Genomic DNA, 23,519 nt, shown 5'->3' on the forward strand with positions numbered 1-23,519 from the left:
ACCGACCAGGTGTTGGCCGGTCTTCTCGGGTGACTATCGGTGCACGAGTACGGCGACTGTGCGGGGCGGGACCGTGGCTGTGCCGGTCCCGGCGGTCCAGGTTGTTTGTTTGACGACAGCGTCGGAGCCAGCAGACTGGACGGGGGAGAGGGACAGGGACTGGCCGGCCAGGGCGGGGATCGTCTGGGTGACGGTCGAGCCGGTGGTGTTGAAGACGACTAGGACGCCCTTGAGGGTTGGGTCGACGTTTGGTCCGACGGTGTCGTCGAGGTGCATGGTGATGACGCCGGGGGTTGTGCCGCTAAGGGGGAACGTCAGTTTTTGGTTGATCAGGTCTGCGGTGCCCAGGCGGAACAGGGGAGTGGAGAAGCGGAGCTTGAGGAGGTCTTCGGCTGCGGCGGAGGCGGTTGCGACGTCCGTGGCGGTCGGCTTCAGGGCCGGGTTGGCGAGGAGTGGCTGCATGTACTGCCACTTGGCCTCGTTGTCCGGCTTGGGCGGCAGGCCGTGGCCGAAGCCGTTGTCGGCGCCGGTCCAGTCGAGCGTGTTGAACCAATCGCCGGAGTCGTACGAGTTGCGATCCAGCGACTTGCTCCGCAGCATGTCCGCGCCGGCGTGCCAGAACGACGGTGTCTGTGCCAGCGCGGTCGTTGCCAGCGACACCGTGTTCATCCGGATCCGGTCCGGCATCGTCATTGCCGTCGGCAACTTGTACGTCAGCGAGTCCCACAGCGTCTCGTTGTCGTGGGCATCGACGTACGTGATCACCTCGTCCGGCTGGTCGGCGTAGCCGGCCGGTGAGCCGTTGTAGTCGATCCCGTCACCGCGGACTACCGCACCGCTCTCGGCGGACTTGAAGCTGAACGCGCGCAGATTGCCGGCCAGGCCGAGTTGGACGAGGTCGGTGTCGTGGGCGAGCCGCTTGGCTCGATCTGCCGATGAGCCGTTCACCGGGTCGCCGTTCGGGTCGCTCGCGGCGCCGGAGCCGAAGCCCTGGATCCGCGGGTTCTCGTCGAACGGACCGCCGCCGCGGACCGCGTCCCGGAGCCGGTCGGAGAACGTGCCGATCCCGGTGCCGCCGAGATTCCCTTGGCGGGCTTGGACGAAGAGCGCGTCGTTCGCGACCTCGCCGAAGTTCCAGCCCTCGCCGTACAGGTAGATCTTCTTGCCGTCGACACCGTCGTTGGCGAGGGTCAGTTTGTCGAGCGCGGCCCGGACCTTCAGCATGTTCGCCTTGCTGTGGTGGCCCATCAGGTCGAACCGGAAGCCGTCGACGCGGTAGTTCCGAGCCCAGCTGACCGTGCTGTCGACCATGATCTTCTCGGCCATCGCGTGCTCGGTCGCGATGTTGCTGCAGCAGGTCGAGGTTTCGACCTTTCCGGTCGCGTTGAGCCGCTGGTAGTACCCCGGCACGACCTTGTCCAGCACCGACGTCGGCGCCTGACCGGCCGCCGGTGTGTGGTTGTAAACCTGATCGAGTACGACGCGCAGTCCGGACTTGTGCAGTCCGCCGACCATCGTGCGGAACTCGGCGACGCGGGCGAGACCGTCGCGCTGGGTCGCGTACGAACCCTCCGGCGCGAGCCAGTGGTACGGGTCGTAACCCCAGTTGAAGCCGTCCTTGGCCGCGACCGCGGTCACGCAGGCCTGCTGTTGGTCGGAGTCGGGCGGCAGCGCCTTGAGATTACACGCCGGCGATTGCTGCCCGGTCTCTGGGATTGATGCAATGTCGAATGTCGGCAATAGGTGCACTGTGTTGAGCCCGGCCGCGGCGAGAGCACGCAGATGCTTCGTCCCGTTGCCCTCGTCGGCGAAGGCGAGGTAGGTGCCCCGGTGCGCGGCCGGAACGGTGCTGTCGCTGATCGAGAAGTCGCGGACATGCAGTTCGTAGATTGTCGAATCGACCGCCCGCGCGAGCTTCGGCGACGGCGTACTCGACCACAGCGCGGGCTTCCCGGCCGGATCGTTCAGATCGACCGCCACCGAGTACGCCGAATCGGTCGTCAGCGCGACGGAGTACGGATCGGTGACGACGTTCGTCTCCACCTTGCCCGTCGACGGCGCGAACACAGTCACCTGGTAGCGGTACGCAGCGTTCTTCCAGGACCGCGGCCCGCTGACCGACCATGATCCGTCGTCGCCGCGCTTCATGGCGATTGTCTGCAATCCGACAAGGAGATTGACCTTTTGTGCGGTCGGCGCCCACAGCGTGAACCGCGGCGCGCCACCCTGCCAAGTCACGCCGTACGAGCGCCCAGCCGCCGACGCGACGTACAGGTCGTCGAGAACGCCAGGGATCTGTACGCCGGTCGCATCGAGCAGACGCCCGGCGTCGTCGTACTGTGCGAGTCCGAGTTGCCCGGTCAGGATCTTCCGCGCGTCAGCGTGGTCCAGTCTGAGCGCGGTGTACCCCTTCAAGGCAGGGAACTTCGCCAGCACCGCAGCAGGGATCCCACCGCTGTCGTAGCGCAGTCCGGCCGACGTACCACCGATGTCGTCCGCGTCCACCTTCAGCGACCCGTCATCCGACCAATGCAGTCGCCAGCGCGACCGCTCCGGGTGTGCGACCGGCGGTACGGCGAGCAGGTCGCGCCCGACCCAGTAGGCCTTGGCCTGACTCAGGTCAGGCTGCGCACCGGGCCTGGACGTGGTCACAGTGAGCGCGTGGGTCGCGAGCACGTACGAGAACGTGACGACCAGCCCGTCCGCCGGCACGGTGATCGGAACGTTGTTGGCCGGGTAGCTCTCGTCGAAGGACAGGTTGTGTGCGACCTTCGCCTCATAACTGCCCGCTTTCAGCTCGCTGGTGGACCAGGTGTAGGTGCCGTCGCCGTTCTCGTCCGTCAGCCAGGGTCGCATGCAGGCCGGATCCCAGTCGGCCGGACAGCCGAGCTCCGACTGGAACGAACCGGGCACCGTGATGATCGGCCCCTCCGCACTGGACGTGGCGAAGTGCCTGCCGTGCTCGTAGTAGAACGTCACCGGTCCGGCCGGCGCGGTGTACGAGATGTTGGCGCCGTTCTGGTTGCCACCGGCACCGTAGTTCTCGTCCCAGGCCTTGTTGATCGCCGCCTTGTAGGCGTGCTCACCGGCCGGGATGGTGTAGGTGCCCTTCCACACCTTGTCCTTCGGGTCCAGCGTCAGTTGCGCCTGGTCGCAGTCCGGCGACCAGTCCGCCTGGCAGCCCATCTCACTGTTGTGGTCGCCCGGCACGCTGACGTTGGCGGGCTGCACGACCGGACCGGTGCCGCCGCCACCGCCGCCCGGCGCAGCAGCGTCGCCGACGACGCCGTACGACCCGGACACCGAGTAGTGGCCCGACACGTCCCGCAGCACCGCGCGGTACTCGAGCAGCGTCCCCTTCGGCACCCCAGACACGTCCTGGAACACCCGGTACGGCGCATTGTCGTCAGAACCGAGCCGCTGCCACGCAGTCGTCCCCACAGGCCGGTAGCCGAACGTCACAGTGACCGGAGTGTTCGCGGGGACCGCGGCGGCGATCTCAGCACGCCCCCCGACCGTCGCACCGAGCTCCGGCGAGCTCACGTAGACGGCCGGTGCCTTGGACGGCGACGGCACCTTGCTCTGGGCCTGATAGACCGTGACGGACAGCGGCGCCTGGCTGAGCAGCACCCGGCCCTCGCGGTCGGTCCGCACCGCCTGGGAGCCACCGTAGACCGGCTTGAACGAGGTGTTCGACCCGTACGTCGGGATCGTCGCAGAGGCGGCGGTCTCCGAGTTGTTCGCGACCACCAGGTACTCGACGTTGTCGCTGCCGAGCCGGCTGAACGCGTACAGCCCACTGGTGTTCGACGAGTACCGGTGCACCTGCCGCCCGTCGGCCAGCGCCGGGTACTTCGCCCGCAGCTTCTGCAGCGCCGCGATGTGCTTGTACATCGGCGCGTTGGCGTCGTACCTGTCCTGGCTGCCGATCGTCGTCGTACCGGTGCTGTCGACGACCTCGTCGTCGGTGTAGTCGGCCGTCTTGGTGGCGAACAAGTCCTGCCGCGCGTCCTTGTCACCGCCCGGACCGGTGAAGCCCTGCTCGTCGCCGTAGTAGATGACCGGCTGACCGCGAGTGAGGAACATCAGCGAGTGCGCGAGCTTGTCGCGGGCGAGCAGCTCCTGGCCGTTCGCGCCGCCCTGCTTGAGGAACGTGCCGACCCGGCCCATGTCGTGGTTGCCGAGGAACGTCGGCAGTTGGTACGCGTTCGAGTCGGCGTCGGTGTAGTAGTCGTCGTTCGCATAGAGGTCGCGCAGCTTGATACTCGGATCGCCCTTCGCGAACGCCACCGCGTTCTGCTGGAAGCCGAAGTCGAGGGTCGCCTGCAGCGCGCCGGCCGTGGTGTACGTCGACATGAACTTCGGGTCGGCGTCGAACACCTCGCCGAACATGAAGAAGTCCTTCGCGCCGGCACCCTTGGCCGCGGCCAGGATCTGCGGCGAGAACTTCTGCCAGAACTCCAGGTTGACGTGCTTGACCGTGTCGATCCGGAACCCGTCGATGCCGAACTCGGCCCAGCTCTTGTAGACGTCGATCATCCCGTCGCGGACCCGCGGCTGCTCGGTGAACAGGTCGTCCAGACCGACGAAGTCGCCGTACTCCGCGCTCTCACCGGCGAACGTCGAGTCGCCGCGGTTGTGGTACAGCGTCGGATCGTTCAGCCAGGCCGGGACCTTCACGGTCTCGTCGGCCGGGGTGCGGAACACCGGCACGTTCGGGAACGACGTGTTCCGGTCCAGCGGCGGGAAGACGTCGCCACCGGCGTAGGTCTTGTCGTCGAAGACGTTGCCGGCAGCATCCTTGTACGGCGACGTGGACTTCGGGATGTAGCCGTACTGACCGGACTGGTACGCGATCACGTCCGCGGTGTGGTTGGTGATGATGTCGAAGAAGACCTTCATGCCCTTGCGATGGGCCAGGTCGATCAGCCGCTTCATGTCCGCATTCGTGCCCAGATGCGGGTCGATCTGGGTGAAGTCGGTGATCCAGTAGCCGTGGTACCCGGCGCTCACGTCGGCACCGGCGCCCTGCACCGGCCGGTTCTTGAACGACGGCGTGAGCCAGATGGACGTCGTACCGAGGGACTTGATGTAGTCGAGCTTCTGGATCACGCCGGACAGGTCGCCGCCGTGGTAGAAGCCCTTGTCGGTCGGGTCCAGGCCGGTCTGTAGCCGGTCGCCGGTCAGCCCGCCGGCGTCGTTGGACTTGTCGCCGTTGGCGAACCGGTCCGCCATCAGGAAGTAGAACCGTTCCTTGGTCAGGTCCTGGCGCAGGCTCGGCGACGACAGCGCCTTGTCGGCCGGGGTCACCGCCGACCCGGCCAGGTCGACCGGCTTCACACTGACGACGTGGCTGGTGTCGTCGTAGCTGAACGCGAGCTTGGCCGGTCCCTCGATCCGCAGCGGGATGTTCGGGCCGTTCAGCACCCCACCGGCGCCGTAGTTCTCGTCCCAGCTCCCGTTGACCGCGACCTTGTACTCGTACGAGCCGGCCGGCACGTCGAAGACCTTCGCGTACGGCGCGGCCGCACCCAGACTGGTCGCCGCACAGCCCGGATCCCAGTCACCCGCGCAGCCGAGCTCGCTCTGCAGCGACCCGGCCAGCGTGATCACCCGATCGGCCGCGACCTGCGCGGGCGCCGGTGCCGCCGTACCGAGTCCGAGCACGACCACCGCTACCGCAGTGAACCCTGCCGTCCATCGCCTGAACCCGCGCATCCCGGTCCCCTCCCAGCCGACTGAGCCTGCCGGGACGCTAACCCGCCACTCTCACCGTGAGGAGGCCTCAAATATCACGGTCGGATCACGAGCCGCGGGAGAGTGGATTCGATGGGGGTGTGGAGGACGGTTGTGGCTTCGTCGTCGTAGGGGCTTGGTTCGGCGTTGAGGATCAGGAGGGGTTTGCCGGCGTTGAGGGCTATGTCGCAGAGGCCGGCGGCAGGGTAGACCTGGAGGGACGTGCCGACGGCCAGGAAGACGTCGGCTGACTCGGTGGCGGCGACGGCGGCGTCGAGGACTCGGCGGTCCAGGGACTGGCCGAAAGAGACGGTGGCTGACTTGAGGATGCCGCCGCACACCTCACAGGCTGGGTCTTCGTCGCCGGCGTCGAGACGGCGCAGTACGTCGGCCATCGGGATCCGCCGGCCGCACTCCAGGCAGTCGACGAAGCGGACCGTCCCGTGCAGTTCGTGGACGAGCTCTGGTGACGAGCCAGCCTTCTGATGGAGGCCGTCGACGTTCTGAGTGATCAGTCCGGTCAGGCGGCCCTGTCGCTCGAGCTCCACGAGCGCCAGGTGGCCCGGGTTCGGCTCCATCGTCCAGACCGGTACGGCGAGGCGGTGCTTCCACGCCTCCACGCGGACCGCGCGGCTGGCGACGTACTCGTCGATGTCGAACATCGCCTGCGCGGCCGGGTTCTTCGTCCACACACCCTGCGGGCCGCGGAAGTCGGGGATCCCGGACGCGGTCGAGATCCCGGCCCCGGTCAGTACGGCGATACGGTCAGCGTCGATCAATGGGTCGATCACGCAGTCGAACGTACTGCCTTCCAGTCCGAGGCCAAGACCGACATCACGATCTCGTCGACCCACTCGCCCTCCCACAGCAGCGAGTCCCGCAGCCGGCCCTCGACCACGAAGCCGGCCTTCTCGTACGCCCGCTGCGCCCGCGGATTGAAGGCGTACACCCCGAGGCTGATCCGGTGCAGCCCGATCTCCTCGATGCCATAGCCGACGATCAGCCGGGTCGCCTCGGTCCCGAGACCGCGGCCCTGGCCGGCCGGACCGATCAGGATCCGGAAGTTGCAGCACTGGTTGTCGGGATCCCAGTCGTTCAGCACCGCCTCACCGACGACGACCCCGGAGGCCCTGTCCACGATCGCCAGATCGAGCCGGTCAGTCTGGTCCTTCCGGGTCCGCATCCACTCGCGCGCCCGCTCCTCGCCGATCTCGCCGTGACTCCCGGTCAGCCGGGCGACATCCGGATCGGCCATCGCCGCGGCCATCGCCTCGTAGTCGCCCTCGTCCAGCGGCCGCAGTACGACGAGCTCACCCGTGAGCGTCGGCTTCTCCGCGAAGTCGGTCATGCCTTCGACCATTCGGGGGCCAGGATCGACATCAGGATGTCGTCGTGGCGTTCGCCGTCCAGGGCGACGGCTTGCCGCAGCCGGCCTTCCTCGACGAAGCCGGCCTTCTCGTACACCCGGCGCCCGCGCGGGTTGAAGGCGAAGACGGTGAGCGAGATGCGGTACAGCCCGAGCTGCTCGAAGGCATAGTCGACGACCATTCGGGTGGCTTCGGTCCCGAGTCCCTGGCCACGGCCGTCCGCGCCGATCATGATCCGGAAGTTGCACGACTCGTCGTCCGGACTCCATCTGTTCAGCACTGCCTCGCCGACGGTCCGGCCGGTCGCCTTCGAAACGATCGCCAGGTCGAGGCGATCGGTCTGGTCCTTCCGGGTCCGCAGCCATTCGCGGTACGTCTCCTCCTCGACGCCGCTGCCGTCGTCGTGAGGATCGGTGAACCTGGTCACCTCAGGATCGGCCATCGCCACCACCAACGCGTCGTAGTCGCTCTCGTCCAGCGGGCGAAGGATCACGAGGTCGCCGATCAGCGTCGGTTTCACCGCGAAGTCAGTCACGAGCCGCAGTGTTTCAGCTGGCTCGGCGGATCACATACCTGTTTTCGTCGGCCGACAACAGGTCCTGGGAGCGCATCCGGCACCAGGCTGGGATGTCGGTGGCGGCGGCTGGGTCGTCGGCGAGGACGGTGACGGTGTCGCCGATCGCGACGGTCGGTAGTGCCTTGGCCAGTTTGATCACCGGGAGTGGGCAGAGCAGGCCGCGGCAGTCCAGGTCGACGTTCACATCCCCACCTCCGCGCGGATCCGGCGGACGATCCCCGGCAGGACCGTGCAGAACCGGTCGATCTCGTCGTACGTCGTGGTCCGGGCCAGGGAGACGCGGACGTTGCCGTGGGTGAGCACGCCCATGGCTGCGAGGACGTGGGACGGTCGCAGGGTGCTCGACGTACAGGCCGAACCGCTGGAGACCGAGAAGCCTTCCGCGTCGAGGGCGGTGACGAGCGCCTCGCCGTCGACGTACAGACAGGAGAAGGTGAGGACGTGCGGCAAGCGGTCCTCGGGGTCGCCGACCACCTCGACGTCCGGGATCTCGGCTGCCACTCGTTGCCGGAGCTCGTCGATCCAGGCGTGGTGGTTCTTGTTCAGTTCGGCGGCTTCGGCGAGGCGGGCCTGGAGAGCGGCCGCGGCGGCGAGCGTGTTGGGGATGTCCGGGAAGCCGGGGGAGAGGCCGTCCTCGCGCTCGTCCATCGGCCAGGCCGGCGCGATCCGGGTCCCCTTGCGCACCGCCAGCAGGCCGACTCCAGCAGGCCCACCCCACTTATGAGCGCTTGCCGTCAGCACCGACCATCCCGGCGGTACGGCGTCGCGCCCGATGGACGCGGCCGCGTCGACGAACAGCGGTACGTCGCCACACGCCTCGGCGGCGGCCTCGATCGGCTGCCGCGTACCGACCTCATGGTTGGCCGACTGCAACGCCGCCACCGCGACACCCGGCGCCCGCACCGCCTCCCTGAACGCATCCAGGTCGACCCGTCCGACCATGTCCACGCCGACATCGACCCCCGCGTCCCCAGCGGTGTGCAGTACGGCGGAATGCTCGACAGCACTGTGGACAACGGCGGTGCCAACCCGCCTGCGGGCAGCCGTGATCGCAGTCAGCCCGGCGTGGATGGCCGCCGTACCGGAGGTGGTCAGGAACAGCTCATCCGGCCGCACTCCGACCGCGTCGGCGAGGACCGCACGGGCGTTGTCCAGCAGCAGTCGCGCGGTCCGGCCCTCGTGGTGCAGGCGGACCGGATCGGCCCAGCCGGAATCGACTGCCGAGAGCAACATTTCCCGCGCCGCCGGGTGTAACGCCTCGGCCGACGCCGCGTCCAGATACGCACGCTCACTCACACCGGAAACGCTAGAGCATGTCTTCCCCTCCGATGCCGTAGCGAGGAGGTGCTCGGTGGAGTGGCTCGGTGTGCTGGAGTGAAGGTCTCGATGCGGCGCATCGTGGCCTTTGCTCCAGTGCAGCGAGACGCCCACCGAGTGCCCCGCAGTAGGCAGCGGAGGGGAAGACATGCTCTTGGCCCTACCTCTGCGCAAGAACGACAAAGGTGTCCAGTAGTGTTTGGTCGTCAGTCTCACTTGGGAAGGGAAAGGCGCCCCGTGGGTTCGAACGGCACGCCCGGAGTGGACGAGCGCGCGGCAGGTCCTGCCGGCGCCACACGTCCGGCGAAGCGACGCCTCCTGGTCGGTAGTGCGGTGGTGCTCGGCACCCTGCTGCTGACCGGTTGTTCAGAGGCGACCACTGAGCAGTGGAAACGACTCGGTCTCCCCGAGGGCGCATCGGACCGGACCGAGGCTGTTCGAAGCCTCTGGGTCGGTGCCTGGATCGCCGCGCTGATCGTCGGTGCGATGGTCTGGGGCCTGATCCTGTACGTCTCCGTGCGCTACCGCAAGCGCAACGACGAGGCTCCGAAGCAGGTCCGGTACAACCTGCCGCTCGAGGTGCTCTACACGCTGGCGCCGTTCGCGATCATCGGTGTGCTGTTCTTCTACACCGTCGAGCACGGCAACAAGATCACCGCGATGTCGGACAACCCGGCGCACACGATCAACGTGGTCGGCCAGCAGTGGCAGTGGACCTTCAACTACAAGGACACCGTCGACGGGCAGGAAGGCGTCTGGGAGACCGGCACGCTGGAGAAGCCCGCCGAGCTGTGGCTGCCGGTGAACGAGTCGGTCCACTTCGACCTGACCTCGCCGGACGTCATCCACTCCTTCTGGGTGCCGTCGTTCTACTTCAAGCTCGACGTCATCCCGGGCCGGACCAACCGGTTCGAGCTCACCCCGACCAAGACCGGGACCTTCGCCGGCAAGTGCGCCGAGCTCTGCGGGCTCTACCACAGCCGGATGGTGTTCACCGTCAAGGTGGTCACCAAGGACGAGTACGACGCGCATCTGCGTGACCTGGCCGCCAGAGGCCAGACCGGCGCCGCCACCGGTGGACAAGACGCCACCACCATCCCCGGTCACGGGGAGCAGGAGGGGGAGAAGTGACCGACTTCGCCGAGCGCACCGGCGCCATCGGTACAACCACCACCGCGTTGCCGCGGCGGCGCAGCAAGGGCCAGATCGCGGTCAAGTGGCTGACCACCACCGACCACAAGCTGATCGGCCACATGTACCTGATCACGTCGTTCGCGTTCTTCCTGGTCGGCGGTGTGATGGCTCTGCTCATCCGCGCCGAGCTGGCCAAGCCGGGCCTGCAGATCGTGAACGAAGAGGTCTACAACCAGCTCTTCACCATGCACGGCACGATCATGCTGCTGCTGTTCGCGACGCCGCTGTTCGTCGGCTTCGCGAACGAGATCATGCCGATCCAGATCGGTGCGCCGGACGTCGCGTTCCCACGGCTGAACATGTTCAGCTTCTGGCTGTTCCTGTTCGGCGGTCTGATCACGATCAGCGGCTTCTTCACCCCGGGCGGTGCGGCCGACTTCGGCTGGTTCGCCTACGCGCCGCTGTCCAACGCGGTCCGCTCGCCGGGCATCGGCGGTGACCTGTGGATCATGGGTCTGTGGATGGCCGGTCTGGGCACCATCCTCGGTGCGGTCAACTTCGTCACGACCATCATCACCATGCGCGCACCGGGTATGACGATGTTCCGGATGCCGATCTTCACCTGGAACATCCTGGTCACGTCGATCCTCGTGCTGATCGCGTTCCCGATCCTGGCCGGCGCGCTGCTGATGCTGGAGGCGGATCGAGCCCTGGGGGCTCACGTCTTCGATGCCGCGAACGGTGGGCCATTACTTTGGCAACACCTGTTCTGGTTCTTCGGCCATCCCGAGGTCTACATCATCGCGCTGCCCTTCTTCGGCATCATCACCGAGATCCTGCCGGTGTTCAGCCGCAAGCCCGTTTTCGGCTACATCGGCCTGGTCTCCGCGACGCTCGGTATCGCCGTCCTGTCGGTGGCGGTGTGGGCGCACCACATGTTCGTCACCGGTGCGGTGAACCTGCCGTTCTTCTCCTTCATGACGTTCTTGATCGCAGTGCCTACCGGCGTGAAGTTCTTCAACTGGATAGGCACGATCTGGGGCGGATCGGTGTCGTTCGACACGCCGATGCTGTGGTCGGTGGGCTTCCTCACGACCTTCCTCTTCGGCGGCCTGACCGGCATCATCCTGGCCTCGCCGGCGCTGGACTACCAGCTGTCCGACTCGTACTTCGTGGTCGCGCACTTCCACTACGTCGTCTTCGGCACCGTGGTGTTCGCGATGTTCGCCGGGTTCTACTTCTGGTGGCCGAAGTTCACCGGCCGGATGCTCGACGAGCGGCTCGGGAAGCTGCACTTCTGGTTGCTGTTCATCGGCTTCCACACGACGTTCCTGGTGCAGCACTGGCTGGGTGTCGAGGGCATGCCGCGGCGCTACGCGTCGTACGGCGCGAACGAAGGCTTCACCACGCTGAACGAGGTCTCCAGCGTCGGTGCCTTCATCCTCGGTCTGTCGATGCTGCCGTTCTTCTACAACGTCTACAAGTCGCGGAAGTCGCCGCAGGTGGGCGTGGACGACCCGTGGGGTTGGGGCCGCTCGCTGGAGTGGGCGACCAGTTCCCCGCCGCCGCGGCACAACTTCGAGAAGCTGCCGCGGATCCGGTCGGAAAGCCCGGCGTTCGACCTGCACCATGCCGACCTGGCCCTGGCCGAGTACCCGGACAACCGGGCCGGCAAGGACAACCTGCTGGACGCCGGTGAGGACGAGGGCCGGGTCGAGCACCTGCAGCAGGTGGCCGGCGATACCGACGCTGAGGGGAAGGACAAGGCGTGAAGGTCGAAGCCTGGGTCTTCGGGATCCTGAGCGTGTTCGTGCTGGTCGTCACGCCGATCTACTGGCTGATGTCGGAGGACCCGACCGGTACCACCGCGCTGACGATGACGTTCTTCCTGTCGTTGCTGGTGGCGTTCTACCTGAGCATCACCGCGCGCCGGATGGACCCCCGGCCGGAGGACCGCAAGGAAGCCGAGATCGTGGAGGGCGCCGGCGAGCTCGGCTTCTTCCCGCCGTACTCGTGGTGGCCGCTGTGGTGCGGGCTGACCCTGGCGGTCGTCGTCCTCGGCATCGTGTTCGGCTGGTGGCTTTTCATCGCCGGCTGCGGCATCGGCATCATCACGCTGTCGGGGTTCATCTTCGAGTACTACCGCGGTGACCACGCTCACTAGTTGAAGCTCGTACGGGCGCCATCCGGGAGCCAACCGGATGGCGCTTTCGTGCGTCTTAAGGGGTGCCACCGGAGAATGGGCCGTTGTGGTCCGTACCACTGTGGTGGCGGTGTGCTTGAACGGGTATTCCGGTACCACGGGTTACCCTTGCGGCGGTTGATGCAAACAGGGGAGAGCTGGGGAATGGTGAGCGGTTCGGTGAGGAAGCACGGCCTTGCCGTGGCGGGGATCTGTGCGTTGCTGCTGGTCGGCAGCGCGTGCAGCGACACCGAGGCGGGCGGATCGCCGTCGTCCGGGGCCACACAGAGTAGCGGTACGCCGGGTGCTTCGACCAGCCCTGGCAGCTCGTCCAGCCCGTCGGCGAACCCGGCCGCGGTGAGCATCTCGATCGTCCCGGCCAAGGGCGCGGCCTCGGTCAAACCGGACCAGGCGGTGACCGTGAGCACCACTGTCGGCACCCTGAAGGCGATCACGCTCAAGGACGATGACGGCGACAAGGTGACCGGCAGCTTCAACAGCGACCGCACCAAGTGGACCTCCACGCCGCAGCTCAAGCCGGGCGCGTCGTACAAGCTGAGCGGCTCGGCCGAGGGCACCGACGGCGGCACTGTCCCGATCAGCTCGACGTTCAAGACGCTGAAGGCGGCGAAGAGCCTCAAGGCCTCGGTCGCCCCACTGAACGGTGAGACCGTCGGCGTCGCGATGCCGATCCAGATCTTCTGGAACAACCCGGTCAAGGACCGCGCCGCGGTCGAGAAGCGGCTGTCGGTGAAGACGTCGGTCCCGGTCACCGGAAGCTGGCACTGGGTGAACAGCAAGCAGGTCAACTACCGGCCGATGAACTACTGGCCGGCCGGCACCAAGGTGACCGTCGGCATCGGGACCCTGGGCGTGAACGCGGGCAACAACACCTGGGGCACGGCCAGCCGGACGATCGGCTTCACCATCGGCAAGTCCGTGGTGACCAGGATCAACGTCACGAAGCACCAGATGTACGTGGCGATCAACGGCAAGGCGGCCCGGACGATCCCGATCACCGCCGGCAAGGACGGCTTCACCACCCGCAGCGGGGTGAAGGTGATCATGGAGAAGTTCACCACCAAGCGGATGGACGCCGCGACGGTCGGCATCAAGCCGGGCGACCCGGAGTACTACAACATCAGCGACGTGAAGTGGGCCCAGCGGGTCACCAACACCGGCGAGTTCATCCACGGGGCACCGTGGTCCGCCGGCAGCCAGGGCAGCGCCAACGTCAGTCACGGCTGCGTCGGCATGAGCCTCAAGGACGCCCAGTGGTACTTCGCTCAGACCCTCCGCGGCGACCCGGTCATCGTCACCGGCACCGCCCGTAAGATCGAGCCCGGCAACGGCTGGACCGACTGGAACACCACCTGGGCCAACTACAAGGCCGGCTCAGCCCTGTCCTGACCCCGTCAGAGCGATTCTGCTCGCAGCATGGCGGTGACCACTTCGTCGGCGTGCAGAACCGGCAGCGAGTGGTGGGTGGCGGTCTCGATGCGTACGACGCTTGCCCCGGCGGCACTGGCTCGCCGGGCAAGTTGGTCGGGGTTGTGGGCCTTGCTGCGGTCCGCGACGACGACCAGGGTCTCGGTCTGGAGTTGCCGTACGCCGGGCCTGCGCGGCAGGACCGGTCGGGTGGTGGGTTCGACCGCGGCGAGGCCGGCCAGGTGCAACCAGTCCGGGTCGACGGGCAGGCCTTGCGTCTCCCAACGTAGGAACGACTCCGTGCGGGCCGGACTGGGCCTCAGGAGCGAGGGGAGCGCTCTGGCGACGTACCTCGGCCTCAGGCCGGTGAAGCAGTCAGTCGGGTCGATCAGCGCGAGCCTGTTGACCCGCGCCGGGTCCCGGAGGGCGTAGGTGAGTGCGACCCGGGTGCCGTAGGAGTGCCCGCACAGCGCAGCCTCTCGGATGTCCAACGCATCCAGTACGCCGGCCAGCCAGGCCATCAGGTCGTTCACCGTGCGCGGTGGGGTCGCCGTACTGCGGCCCGCGTCGCCGGGGAGGTCGAGGGCGTACACGCGGTACTGCTCCGCGAGCCGGGGCGCGACGGTGAACCAGACCGCTGACGTGGCGCCGTGGCCGGCCAGCAGGACCAGGGGAGAGGCGTCGGCCGGGCCGCACGCGTTCACGTGTGTTCCGGCGAGGTTGAGCTGTTCCACCGGGACACCCCAGCGGCGGAGGAGAGCGTCGTACGCGTCCTGGAAGGTCATAGCGCGAGAATAGCTCACTGAGTGAGGTAAGTTGGCGGGCATGCGTGAGGGAGTGACGCCGGCCAACCCCCAGCGGGCAGCGGCGCTGGAGCTGGTGCACCGGCTGCGGGAGGTCGCACTGCGGCTCGAGCTGGCAGTGGGGGAGTTCGCGCGCGCGACCGGTCTGCACGCGACCGACGTACGGGCGCTCACACGGCTGCTGGACGCCGAGCGGGCCGGAGTGGAGGCGACGCCGGGATGGCTCGCCCAGCAGCTCGGAATGACCTCTCAGGCGACGACGGCGGTCATTCACCGTCTGGAGGGCGCCGGGCACGTCGAACGCCTCAGAAGCCGCTCAGACGGCCGCAGCGCTCGCCTGCAGGTGTCCGAGACGGCTGTCGACCTCGGCTGGCAGTTCTTCGGGCCGCTCCTCGAGCGCCTGATCGGCATCACTCAGCAGCTGGACCAGCGCGACAGGTCGGCCGTCAGCGACTACCTGACCGCGGTGGCTGACGCTCTCGAGTAAGGGAAAAGGCCCCGGCTAGGTTGCCGGGGCCTTTCGGGTGGTGCTGCGATCAGGAGCGGTCGCTGGTGACTTCGCGATACGTCTCGGTCTCGCTGATGTCGTGGATCTCGTCCGAGTCGTGAGCGTGCTCGTGAGCCGCCTCCAACTCGTGCGTCGTCGGCTTCTGGATCGCGTCGGCGTAGTAGAAGCGCGACAGCCGGGCGCGGAGCTTGTTCAGAGCCCGGCGCGGGGCGCGGACGCCGTTGTCGTCGGTCTCCGGACCGATGTCCAGCGGCAGCATCCGGTTGTGCGCCGTGAGGCTGTACGCCTCGTAGTTCGAGATCGGCGCGTGCTTCTCGGTGTACTTGCCCTCGGGGGAGCGGACGATCACGCCGGTCTCCAGACCGTGCATCAGCCGATCGTTGTCGGCGCGCTGCAGCGAGATCGCGACCCGCCGGGTCACCCAGAAGGCGAGCACCGGGCCGATGAACACCGCGAACCGCAGGAACCAGGTCACGTTGTTCAGCGACAGCCCGAAGTGGGTGGCGATCAGGTCGTTACCGCCACCGATCCAGAGGAGCGCGTAGAAGGTGATGAACGCGGCACCGATACCGGTCCGGGTCGGCATGTTCCGCGGCCGGTCCAGCAGGTGGTGTTCGCGCTTGTCGCCGGTGATCCAGCTCTCGATGAACGGATAGAGCGCGACCAGGGTGACGAAGGCAGGAGGTATCAGCAGGGCCGGGATGATCAGGTTCCAGCTGAGCGTGATGCCCCAGAAGTGCGACTCGAATCCGGGCATGATGCGGACCGAGCCTTCCAGCCAGCCCATGTACCAGTCCGGCTGGGATCCCGCCGTCACCTCCGCGGGGTTGTACGGGCCGTACAACCAGACCGGGTTGATCTGGAGCAGTGCACCCATCAGCGCGGTGATGCCGAAGACGACGAAGAAGAAGCCGCCGGCCTTGGCCGTGTACACCGGGAACAGCGGGTAGCCGACGACGTTCTTCTCGGTCCGGCCGGGACCGGCGTACTGCGTGTGCTTGTGGTACACGACCAGGAACAGGTGGACCGTGACCAGGGCAAGGATCAACCCCGGAATCAGCAGCACATGGATGGTGAAGAAGCGGGAGACGAAATCGTCACCCGGGAACTCGCCACCGAAGATGAAGAAGTTCAGGTACGTCCCGATGACCGGGGACGCCCCGATCATCCCCTGGGTGATGCGTAGACCGGTGCCGGACAGCAGGTCGTCGGGGAGGCCGTAGCCGATGAAGCCCTCGATGATGCCGAGGAACAGCATGGTGAAGCCGATCACCCAGTTCAGCTCACGCGGCTTGCGGAACGCGCCGGTGAAGAAAATGCGGAGCAGGTGCACCATCATCGCGGCGATGAACAAGACGGCCGCCCAGTGGTGGATCTGCCGAATCAGCAGACCGCCGCGGACGTCGAAGGTGATGTCCAGCGTCGAGGCGTAGGCCTCGGACATGTGCAGGCCCTTGAGCAGGCTGTACGAACCCTGGTACTCGACCTCGCCCATCGACGGCTTGAACCAGAAGGTCAGGAAGATGCCGGTCAGGATCAGGATGATGAAGCTGTACAGCGCGATCTCGCCGAGCATGAAGGACCAGTGGTCCGGGAAGACCTTGCGCAGGTTCTTCCGGCCGATCTTCGCGATCCCGAGGCGATCGTCGAGATATTTGACCGGTGGCGGGAACTCTTTGTCTGACACTGCAGTCACCCTCGTTCGAAGAAGCTCGGGCCGACCGGCTCGGTGAAGCCGCTCTGCGCAACCAAGTAGCCCTCTGCGTCCACTGCCAACGGTAGCTGAGGAAGTGGCCGGGCCGCAGGGCCGAAGATGACCTTGGCGCCGTCGGCCAGGTCGAACGTCGACTGGTGGCACGGGCAGAGCACGTGGTGGGTGGTCTGCTCGTACAGGGAGATCGGGCAACCGACGTGGGTGCAGATCTTGGAGTAGCACAGGATGCCGTCGACGCCCCAGTTCTCCCGGCCCGGTGGCGTCCGGATCTCGCTGGGCTTGATCCGGACCACGATCACCGCGGACTTCGCCTTGGCGTTCTGGTACTCGACCGGGCTCTCCTCCTGCAGCGGAGCCAGGTTGGCGGGGGCGGCGTTGACCAACTGGCCGACGATCATGTCGGACGGCTTGATCGGGCGGTCGGTGACGTCGTTGACGACCCGGATGCCCTTCGCCCAGATGGTGTTGTAGAGGGAGCGGCCCGGCAACGGACCGAGGTCACGCAGCAACACGATCGCAGGCAGGCCGAGCAGGCCCAGTCCGGTGAACAGCCCGCGGCGGATCAGCTTGCGCCGGGTGAAACCCGACTCCGCGACACCCTGCTTGAAGGCGTCGGTGATGTCGGCGATCTGCTCCGGCGAGGAGTGGGCCGGGTGCCGGTCCTCGGAGATCTCCTCGTCGACCATCAGCTTCTTGGCCCACTGGATCGCGCCGGCGCCGAGCAGGAACAGGGCCAGGCCGATGCACAGGCCGATGACCATGTTGTTGGCGTTGCCGGACAGCGGCCCGAACACGAGGGTGGAGTCACGCGGGATGGCGAAGTACGCCACGCAGGACCCGAGGGCGAGCAGGCCGGCCAGGGTGAACATCGCCGAGACCTGGCGCTCGACCCGGTCGGCCGCCTTCGGATCGATGTCGGTGATCCGGTACTCGTGCGGCTCGATACCCGGATCCGGGATCGGCTCCGCCACCTGTACCTGACTGTGCTCTTCTTCTGCCTTCACGGCAGGAAGGTTCTCGTCACTCATTCGCGTCCTCGCTTCGCTCCGGGCGCGAACGAGCGCCGAGAGTCACTGCTCTCCTTGATGGTGATTTCGCTTCGCTCAATCACGGAGCCTTCGCTCCCTTGGCCTTGACGCCCTTGGCGCCGATCCACACCGCTACACAGACCAGCAGGCCGATACCGACCAGCCAGCCCCACAGACCCTCCGAGACCGGGCCGAGCCGGCCGAGGCCGAACCCACCCGGGTCCTTCTGCTGCTGAAGCGCGTTCAGGTAGGCGATGATGTCGCGCTTGTCCTCAGGCTGCATCACCTGGTCGGAGAAGACCGGCATCTGCTGCGGACCGGTGAGCATCGCCTCGTAGATGTGCTTCGGGTCGACGTTCATCAGCGACGGCGCGTACTTGCCGTTCGGCAGTGCGCCACCGCGGCCGGCGAAGTTGTGGCAGGCCGTGCAGTTGGTCCGGAACAGTTCGCCACCGCGGGTGATCTGCTCGTCGGTGGCCTTGCTGATGTCGTACGACTCCTGCGCCGGAACCGCCGGGCCGGGGGCGAGCGAGGCGACGTACGCGGCCAGGGCCTCGATCTCCTCCTGCGTGTACGCCGGCGTCTTGCGCGGCACCTGGGCACCGGGCTGCATGGCGGGCATCCGGCCGGTGCCGACCTGGAAGTCGACGGCGGCCGCGCCGACCCCGATCAGCGACGGGCCGGCCATCTTGCCCTCGCCGTTCCCGCCACCCTCGGCGTTCAGGCCGTGGCAGCTGGCGCAGCCGACCGCGAAGAGCTTCTTGCCCTCTTCGATCTGCTGGGACTGGGCCGAGTTGTCCGCCACCGCGTCGTCAGGGGCGAACGCGGCGTACGCCGAGCCCACTGCCAGGAGGCCGAAAAGAAGCACGACGAGGCCGGCGGACCGGTGCCGTCGTCGCGCGGAGAGAAAGCGCGCCGGTGACAAGGAAGGTCTCTTCTCACTCATTTGAGCAGGTAGATGGTCGCGAACAGGGCGATCCAGACCACGTCGACGAAGTGCCAGTAGTACGACACGACGATCGCCGAGACGGCCTGTTCGTGGGTGAACTTTCGAGCCATGTACGTCCTGGCAAGGACGAACACGAAAGCGATGAGGCCGCCGGTCACGTGCAGACCGTGGAACCCGGTGGCCAGGTAGAAGACCGACCCGTACGGCGACGACGAGATCGTCACGCCCTCGTGCACCAGCTTGGCGTACTCCGTCACCTGGCCGGCGATGAAGACCGCGCCCATCAGGTACGTGAGGATGAACCACTCACGCATGCCCCAGGACCGGATGTTCGCCAGTGCGCCGGACCGGCCCACCTTGCCGTGCTCGGCGGCGAACACACCCGCCTGGCAGGTGAACGACGACGCGACCAGGACGAACGTGTTCACCGAGGCGAACGGGACGTTCAGCATCTCGGTGGACGCCTGCCACAGCGTCTCCGTACCCGGAGCGGCGGCAGCGGTCGTTACTGACCGGATGGTGAAGTAGGCCGCGAACAAGGCGGCGAAGAACATCAGCTCGCTCGAGAGCCAGACGATCGTGCCGACACTGACCATGCTGGGACGGTCGTGGTGTCCGTGTTCACGAGACGCTGGGAGCGCGGTTGCAGTGGCCACGCGGTCATTATGTCGTTCCTGGTATCCACCGCCACGACCACCCCCATGCATGTCGTGAACTCGGTGTTCCTACTGTGGAAGCGTGCTTCCTCTCCACGCCGGGCCCGGCGACCAGATCGAGCCGTTCACGGCAGTCCGGTTGCTGACGGGCTGGACCTTCGAACCGGTGTTACTCGCCGTGATCGTCGTCCTCGGCGCCCTCTACCTGTACGGCGTCCACCGGCTCCGCAAGCGGGGTGACAAGTGGTCCCGCGCCCGGACGTTCTCCTTCGTCGGACTGGGCCTGGGCAGTGCCGTGATCGCCACCCAGTCGGCGCTCGGCACCTACGACACGGTGCTTCTCAGCGTGCACATGGCCCAGCACATGATCCTGTCGATGCTGACGCCGCTGATGCTCGCGCTCGGTGCGCCGATCACGCTGGCGCTTCGGACCCTGCCGCAGCGACCGCGGAAATGGTTGCTCTCCGTGTTGCATTCGCGGTTCGCGAAGGTGCTCTGCTTCCCGCTGATCGGCTTCACGCTGTTCGTGCTGAGCCCGTGGGCGCTCTACTTCAGCAGCTGGTACGACGCGACGCTGCACTCCGCCGTACTGCACGACTTGTTGCATCTGCACTTCATCCTGGTCGGCTCGCTGTTCTTCTGGCCGCTGCTCGGCCTCGACCCGGTGCCCGGGCGGGTGATCTACCCGTTCCGGTTGATGCTGGTGTTCCTGACGCTGCCGTTCCACGCGTTCCTCGGTATCACGATCATGTCCGCGAACAAGCTGATCGCCGAGGACTGGTACACCAGCTTCGGCCGGTCCTGGCCGCCGTCGCCGCTGCACGACCAGTACATCGCCGGTGGTCTGCTCTGGGGGTCCGGCGACATCGTCGGGGTGGTGTTCTTCGGCGTGCTGTTCGTCCAATGGGTGCGCGAGTCGCAGCGCGAAGCCCGCCGCGAGGACCGGCGGCTGGACCGGTTGGAGGAACAGGCTCGCCGGGCCGGACAGGCACCCCGGTAGCATTCGCCGTGTCCAGTCTTCTTAGAACACAGCTTGGGATGGATCGATGAGTTCAGAGCGTCCGCTGAAGGTGCTGGTCTACAGCGACGACCGCACGACGCGGGAGTCCGTCCGGCTGGCGTTGGGCAAGCGGCCCGCCGCTGATCTGCCCGAGCTCGAGTACGTCGAGTGCGCGACCGAGCCGGCCGTGATCAAGTCCATGGACAAGGGCGGGATCGACCTGGCCATCCTGGACGGCGAAGCCGTTCCGGCCGGCGGCATGGGCATCGCCCGGCAGCTGAAGGACGAGATCTTCCGGTGCCCGCCGATCCTCGTCATCACCGGCCGCCCGCAGGACGCCTGGCTGGCGACCTGGTCGCGGGCCGAGGGTGCTGTATCGCACCCGATCGACCCGGTGCGGATGGCCGAGGTCACCGCGGACCTGCTCCGGCAGCGGCTGGCCACCCTGCCCGCCACCACCGCCTGACGCACCATGCCTGCCTACACCTGGCCCCAGGTGCTCAATCCGCTGCTGCGGCGCGAGGACCTGGACGCGGCCACCACCGCGTGGGCGATGGAGCAGATCCTGTCCGGCGCGGCGTCGCCGGCTCAGCTCGCGGGGTTCGTGATCGCGCTGCGGTCCAAGGGCGAGACGGTGACCGAGGTGGAGGGCCTGGTCGCGACGATGCGCGACTTCGCCACCCGGGTCTCGGTCCCGGGCCGGACCCTCGACGTCGTCGGTACGGGTGGTGACCAAGCCCACACCGTGAACATCAGCACGATGTCGGCGATCGTTGCCGCGGGCGCCGGCGCGAAGGTGGTCAAGCACGGCAACCGCGCGGCCTCATCGGCTTGCGGTGCGGCCGACGTACTCGAGGAGCTTGGGATTCCGCTCGACCTCACCGCGGCTCAGGTCGCGGAGGTGGGGGAGCGGGCCGGGATCACGTTCTGCTTCGCGCCTGCGTTCCACCCGGCGCTGCGGCATGCCGCCGTACCTCGGCGGGAGCTCGGCGTACCGACGACGTTCAACTTCCTCGGTCCGTTGGCGAACCCTGGTGATCCGTCTGCGCAGGCCGTAGGGGTCGGGGACGCGCGGATCGCTGGGTTGATGGCCGGGGTGCTTGCGCGGCGTGGGATTGATGCGTTGGTGTTCCACGGTGATGACGGGCTGGATGAGCTGACCACCCGGACGACGTCGCAGGTGTGGATTGTCGGCGGAGGAACGGTCGACGGGCCGTTCACGGTTGATCCGCGGGAGCTGGGGATCGAGCCGGTCACTGCTGAGGCGCTTCGGGGCGCGGATGCTGCGTTCAACGCGAAGGTTGTGCGGGCTCTGCTCGAGGGCGAGCCGGGTGCGGTGCGGGATGTCGTACTGCTGAACGCGGGTGCGGCGCTGGCGGCGTACGAGCCGGCCGAGGGGCCGATCACCGCGCGGATCCGGGCCGGGATGGACCGGGCCGCGGAGGCGATCGATTCGGGTGCGGCGAAGGAGACTCTGGATCGGTGGATCGCGGCCTGTGCCTCGCTGCGCTGACTGACTTTGCGCGTTAGGCCGGCGGGGTGATCCCCGCCGGCCTTTTTCTAGCCGTTGATCTTGATCTGCTTGACCTTGTTGCGCCAGATCTGCTGCCAGGCCGGGGTGCTGCCGGCGATGTCGGCGATCGACACCATCGCGGTCCCGTCGCCGCGGTCGATCACCACGATCATGATCGTGGAGTACGTCTCCTTCAGCTTCGGCACACTGACCGCCACCTTGGTGGTGATCTCGTGCCCCTTGTGGCCGTTGATCGTGATCGCCTTGTGCGTGGTGCCGGACAGCTTCGCGTCCTTCGAGTACAGGCCGACGATCGCCCGAGTACCCGCTTGGACCGCGGCCTCCTTCAGGCCGGCCGGCGTCGTACTGAACTTGATGTCCGGGGCGAGCTGGCCGAACGAGACATAGTTGCCCCAGTCGACGCCCTTCTGGCCGGTGTAGTCCTTGTGGACAACGAAGAAGATCGCGGCGCCGCCGTACACACCCGATCGCTGCGCGTCCTGGTTCTGCCAGGCCGAGCTCATGATCGGCATCGTGTCGTTGTTGGCGGCAATCAGTTCCGTCCCGAGCACCTTGCCGATCGGCGGCGGAGTCTCCGAAGGCTTCACCGACGGGGACACCGTCTGCAAGGGCTTAGAGATCCCTGTCGGCAATGCGACCGGGGTGACTGCGTCGGCCTTGGTCCAGATCCAGCCGACGCTCAGCCCGGTCGTCGCCAGGGCCGCGACGACCAGCACCAGAGCCCCAATCAACCGAGCCCTACCAGCCGCATCCAGCGACGCCCTGCCACCACCACTCCGCCGCCGCGGCTTAGTGATCCCATACCCCTCGTCCCCACCATCCGACCCGTACCCCGCCTGCCCGTACGACGCATGCCCAGGCTGCTGGCCGAGCAGTTGTCCATGCGACGGCTGTCCAGGCTGCTGTCCGTGCGACGGCTGTCCCGACGACGGTTGCCCAGACGCCTGCGACCCCGCCGCCCCGGACTGCTGCCCATACACCTGACCGGCTTGCCTGTACGGCGGCTGCCCGGACTGCTGCCCGGCCTGTCCGTACGGCGGCTGTCCTGCCTGCGGGCCGTACGACGCCTGCCCGGCTTGCTGGCCTGCTTCCGGACCCCCAGGACCCTGCGCGGCTGCCCCATACGCCTGCGACCCGGATTGCCCGGGCTGCGACCGCGCCGTCCCCGACTGCTGCCCGGACGCCTGACCGGGCTGTCCATACGGTGCCTGCCCGGACTGCTGCCCCGCCGTCCCGGGCTGCTGCCCGTACGGCGGCTGTCCTGCCTGCTGCGCGTACGACGCCTGCCCGGCTTGCTGGCCCGCTCCCGGACCCCCAGGACCCTGCGCAGCCCCGTACGCCTGAGACCCGGATCGCCCGGACTCTTGCCCGTACGCCTGCTGCCCTGGCCTCTCCGACTGCTGCGCCGAACCCTGCCCCGAGTGCTGAGCCTGCGGCGGCTGCACCGGACGCCGCCCGGAGTGCGGAGCCAGCGACTGCTGCCCATACGGCGGCTGACCCGACTGCTGCGCCTGCCCCGGCCCCTGCGCCTGTCCCGGCTGTGCTGCTGACGTCAGCCGTTGCGGCTGAGCGCCGTACGGCTGCTG

Annotated in this window: 21 protein-coding genes; 9 read left to right on the forward strand and 12 right to left on the reverse strand. The window is 67.4% G+C overall.

Annotated elements, in window-relative coordinates; all coding sequences use genetic code 11:
* Positions 1–33: 33 nt before the first annotated feature.
* From pulA to E0H73_RS03525, 6 genes are all read right to left on the reverse strand, one after another.
* The gene (pulA, locus tag E0H73_RS03500; protein ID WP_131351076.1) at positions 34–5,718 is read right to left on the reverse strand and encodes a pullulanase-type alpha-1,6-glucosidase; all 5,685 of its coding nucleotides are present in this window, start codon (positions 5,716–5,718) and stop codon (positions 34–36) included.
* Between the two features lie 74 nt (positions 5,719–5,792).
* Entirely contained in the window at positions 5,793–6,527 is a 735-nt protein-coding gene (locus tag E0H73_RS03505; RefSeq protein ID WP_202867184.1) for an SIR2 family NAD-dependent protein deacylase, read from the reverse strand.
* Positions 6,524–7,084: a GNAT family N-acetyltransferase gene (locus E0H73_RS03510; protein ID WP_131351080.1), complete on the reverse strand. Its 561-nt coding sequence runs from the start codon at positions 7,082–7,084 to the stop codon at positions 6,524–6,526. Before E0H73_RS03510 ends, E0H73_RS03505 begins: the two co-directional genes overlap by 4 nt.
* Entirely contained in the window at positions 7,081–7,638 is a 558-nt protein-coding gene (locus E0H73_RS03515) for a GNAT family N-acetyltransferase (protein WP_131351083.1), read from the reverse strand. Before E0H73_RS03515 ends, E0H73_RS03510 begins: the two co-directional genes overlap by 4 nt.
* A 13-nt stretch (positions 7,639–7,651) precedes the next feature.
* A complete protein-coding gene (locus tag E0H73_RS03520) occupies positions 7,652–7,864 on the reverse strand; it encodes a sulfurtransferase TusA family protein (protein WP_131351086.1) in 213 nt (70 codons plus the stop codon).
* A complete protein-coding gene (locus tag E0H73_RS03525; protein ID WP_202867185.1) occupies positions 7,861–8,976 on the reverse strand; it encodes a cysteine desulfurase family protein in 1,116 nt (371 codons plus the stop codon). Before E0H73_RS03525 ends, E0H73_RS03520 begins: the two co-directional genes overlap by 4 nt.
* 258 nt (positions 8,977–9,234) lie before the next feature.
* Here E0H73_RS03525 and ctaC point away from each other — a divergent pair, with 258 nt between their 5' ends.
* The 4 genes from ctaC to E0H73_RS03545 all read left to right on the forward strand — a co-directional run bounded on the left by ctaC (position 9,235) and on the right by E0H73_RS03545 (position 13,723).
* Positions 9,235–10,128 carry an aa3-type cytochrome oxidase subunit II gene (ctaC, locus tag E0H73_RS03530; RefSeq protein ID WP_131351089.1) on the forward strand — a complete coding sequence of 298 codons (894 nt, stop codon included), beginning with the start codon at positions 9,235–9,237 and terminating at the stop codon, positions 10,126–10,128.
* A gap of 47 nt (positions 10,129–10,175) precedes the next feature.
* Positions 10,176–11,903 (forward strand): aa3-type cytochrome oxidase subunit I, encoded by a 1,728-nt coding sequence (ctaD, locus tag E0H73_RS03535; RefSeq protein ID WP_272949115.1) that lies wholly within the window; start codon positions 10,176–10,178, stop codon positions 11,901–11,903.
* Positions 11,900–12,295 carry a cytochrome c oxidase subunit 4 gene (locus E0H73_RS03540; RefSeq protein ID WP_131351095.1) on the forward strand — a complete coding sequence of 132 codons (396 nt, stop codon included), beginning with the start codon at positions 11,900–11,902 and terminating at the stop codon, positions 12,293–12,295. The genes ctaD and E0H73_RS03540 overlap by 4 nt, the downstream gene beginning before the upstream one ends.
* Positions 12,296–12,493: 198 nt before the next feature.
* Positions 12,494–13,723, forward strand: a complete 1,230-nt coding sequence (locus E0H73_RS03545) for a L,D-transpeptidase (protein ID WP_238163782.1) — start codon at positions 12,494–12,496, stop codon at positions 13,721–13,723.
* A gap of 5 nt (positions 13,724–13,728) precedes the next feature.
* Here E0H73_RS03545 and E0H73_RS03550 read toward each other — a convergent pair whose 3' ends face one another.
* Positions 13,729–14,526 carry an alpha/beta fold hydrolase gene (locus tag E0H73_RS03550; protein WP_165555475.1) on the reverse strand — a complete coding sequence of 266 codons (798 nt, stop codon included), beginning with the start codon at positions 14,524–14,526 and terminating at the stop codon, positions 13,729–13,731.
* A 40-nt stretch (positions 14,527–14,566) separates the two neighbouring features.
* On the opposite strand from E0H73_RS03550, the gene E0H73_RS03555 reads away from it, so the two are divergent.
* Complete coding sequence (locus E0H73_RS03555) at positions 14,567–15,031, forward strand: MarR family winged helix-turn-helix transcriptional regulator (RefSeq protein WP_131351100.1); 465 nt, start codon at positions 14,567–14,569, stop codon at positions 15,029–15,031.
* Positions 15,032–15,080: 49 nt separating this feature from the next.
* Here the strand turns inward: E0H73_RS03555 and qcrB are convergent, their stop codons facing one another.
* From qcrB to ctaE, 4 genes are all read right to left on the reverse strand, one after another.
* Positions 15,081–16,739, reverse strand: a complete 1,659-nt coding sequence (gene qcrB, locus E0H73_RS03560) for a cytochrome bc1 complex cytochrome b subunit (RefSeq protein WP_238163783.1) — start codon at positions 16,737–16,739, stop codon at positions 15,081–15,083.
* Positions 16,740–16,744: 5 nt separating this feature from the next.
* The gene (gene qcrA, locus E0H73_RS03565; protein ID WP_131351106.1) at positions 16,745–17,794 is read right to left on the reverse strand and encodes a cytochrome bc1 complex Rieske iron-sulfur subunit; all 1,050 of its coding nucleotides are present in this window, start codon (positions 17,792–17,794) and stop codon (positions 16,745–16,747) included.
* Positions 17,795–17,873: 79 nt separating this feature from the next.
* Positions 17,874–18,740 carry a cytochrome bc1 complex diheme cytochrome c subunit gene (qcrC, locus tag E0H73_RS03570; protein WP_131351109.1) on the reverse strand — a complete coding sequence of 289 codons (867 nt, stop codon included), beginning with the start codon at positions 18,738–18,740 and terminating at the stop codon, positions 17,874–17,876.
* Positions 18,737–19,450, reverse strand: coding sequence for an aa3-type cytochrome oxidase subunit III (gene ctaE, locus E0H73_RS03575; protein WP_202867186.1), 714 nt, complete (start codon positions 19,448–19,450; stop codon positions 18,737–18,739). Before ctaE ends, qcrC begins: the two co-directional genes overlap by 4 nt.
* Positions 19,451–19,481: 31 nt before the next feature.
* Here ctaE and E0H73_RS03580 point away from each other — a divergent pair, with 31 nt between their 5' ends.
* Genes E0H73_RS03580 through trpD form a run of 3 tightly spaced genes read left to right on the forward strand, consistent with a single transcriptional unit; the run spans position 19,482 to position 21,912 of the window.
* Positions 19,482–20,399, forward strand: a complete 918-nt coding sequence (locus tag E0H73_RS03580) for a cytochrome c oxidase assembly protein (RefSeq protein WP_131351115.1) — start codon at positions 19,482–19,484, stop codon at positions 20,397–20,399.
* Between the two features lie 46 nt (positions 20,400–20,445).
* Positions 20,446–20,865 (forward strand): Rv3143 family two-component system response regulator, encoded by a 420-nt coding sequence (locus tag E0H73_RS03585; protein ID WP_131351118.1) that lies wholly within the window; start codon positions 20,446–20,448, stop codon positions 20,863–20,865.
* A 6-nt stretch (positions 20,866–20,871) separates the two neighbouring features.
* Positions 20,872–21,912, forward strand: coding sequence for an anthranilate phosphoribosyltransferase (gene trpD, locus E0H73_RS03590; RefSeq protein WP_131351121.1), 1,041 nt, complete (start codon positions 20,872–20,874; stop codon positions 21,910–21,912).
* A 47-nt stretch (positions 21,913–21,959) separates the two neighbouring features.
* Here the strand turns inward: trpD and E0H73_RS03595 are convergent, their stop codons facing one another.
* On the reverse strand, positions 21,960–22,649 hold the full coding sequence (locus tag E0H73_RS03595) for a hypothetical protein (protein ID WP_238163784.1): 690 nt from the start codon (positions 22,647–22,649) through the stop codon (positions 21,960–21,962).
* Positions 22,650–22,784: 135 nt separating this feature from the next.
* Here E0H73_RS03595 and E0H73_RS03600 point away from each other — a divergent pair, with 135 nt between their 5' ends.
* A complete protein-coding gene (locus E0H73_RS03600; protein ID WP_131351124.1) occupies positions 22,785–23,483 on the forward strand; it encodes a hypothetical protein in 699 nt (232 codons plus the stop codon).
* Positions 23,484–23,519 lie beyond the last annotated feature (36 nt).

The organism is Kribbella pittospori (genome assembly GCF_004331465.1).
GTDB lineage: Bacteria > Actinomycetota > Actinomycetes > Propionibacteriales > Kribbellaceae > Kribbella > Kribbella pittospori.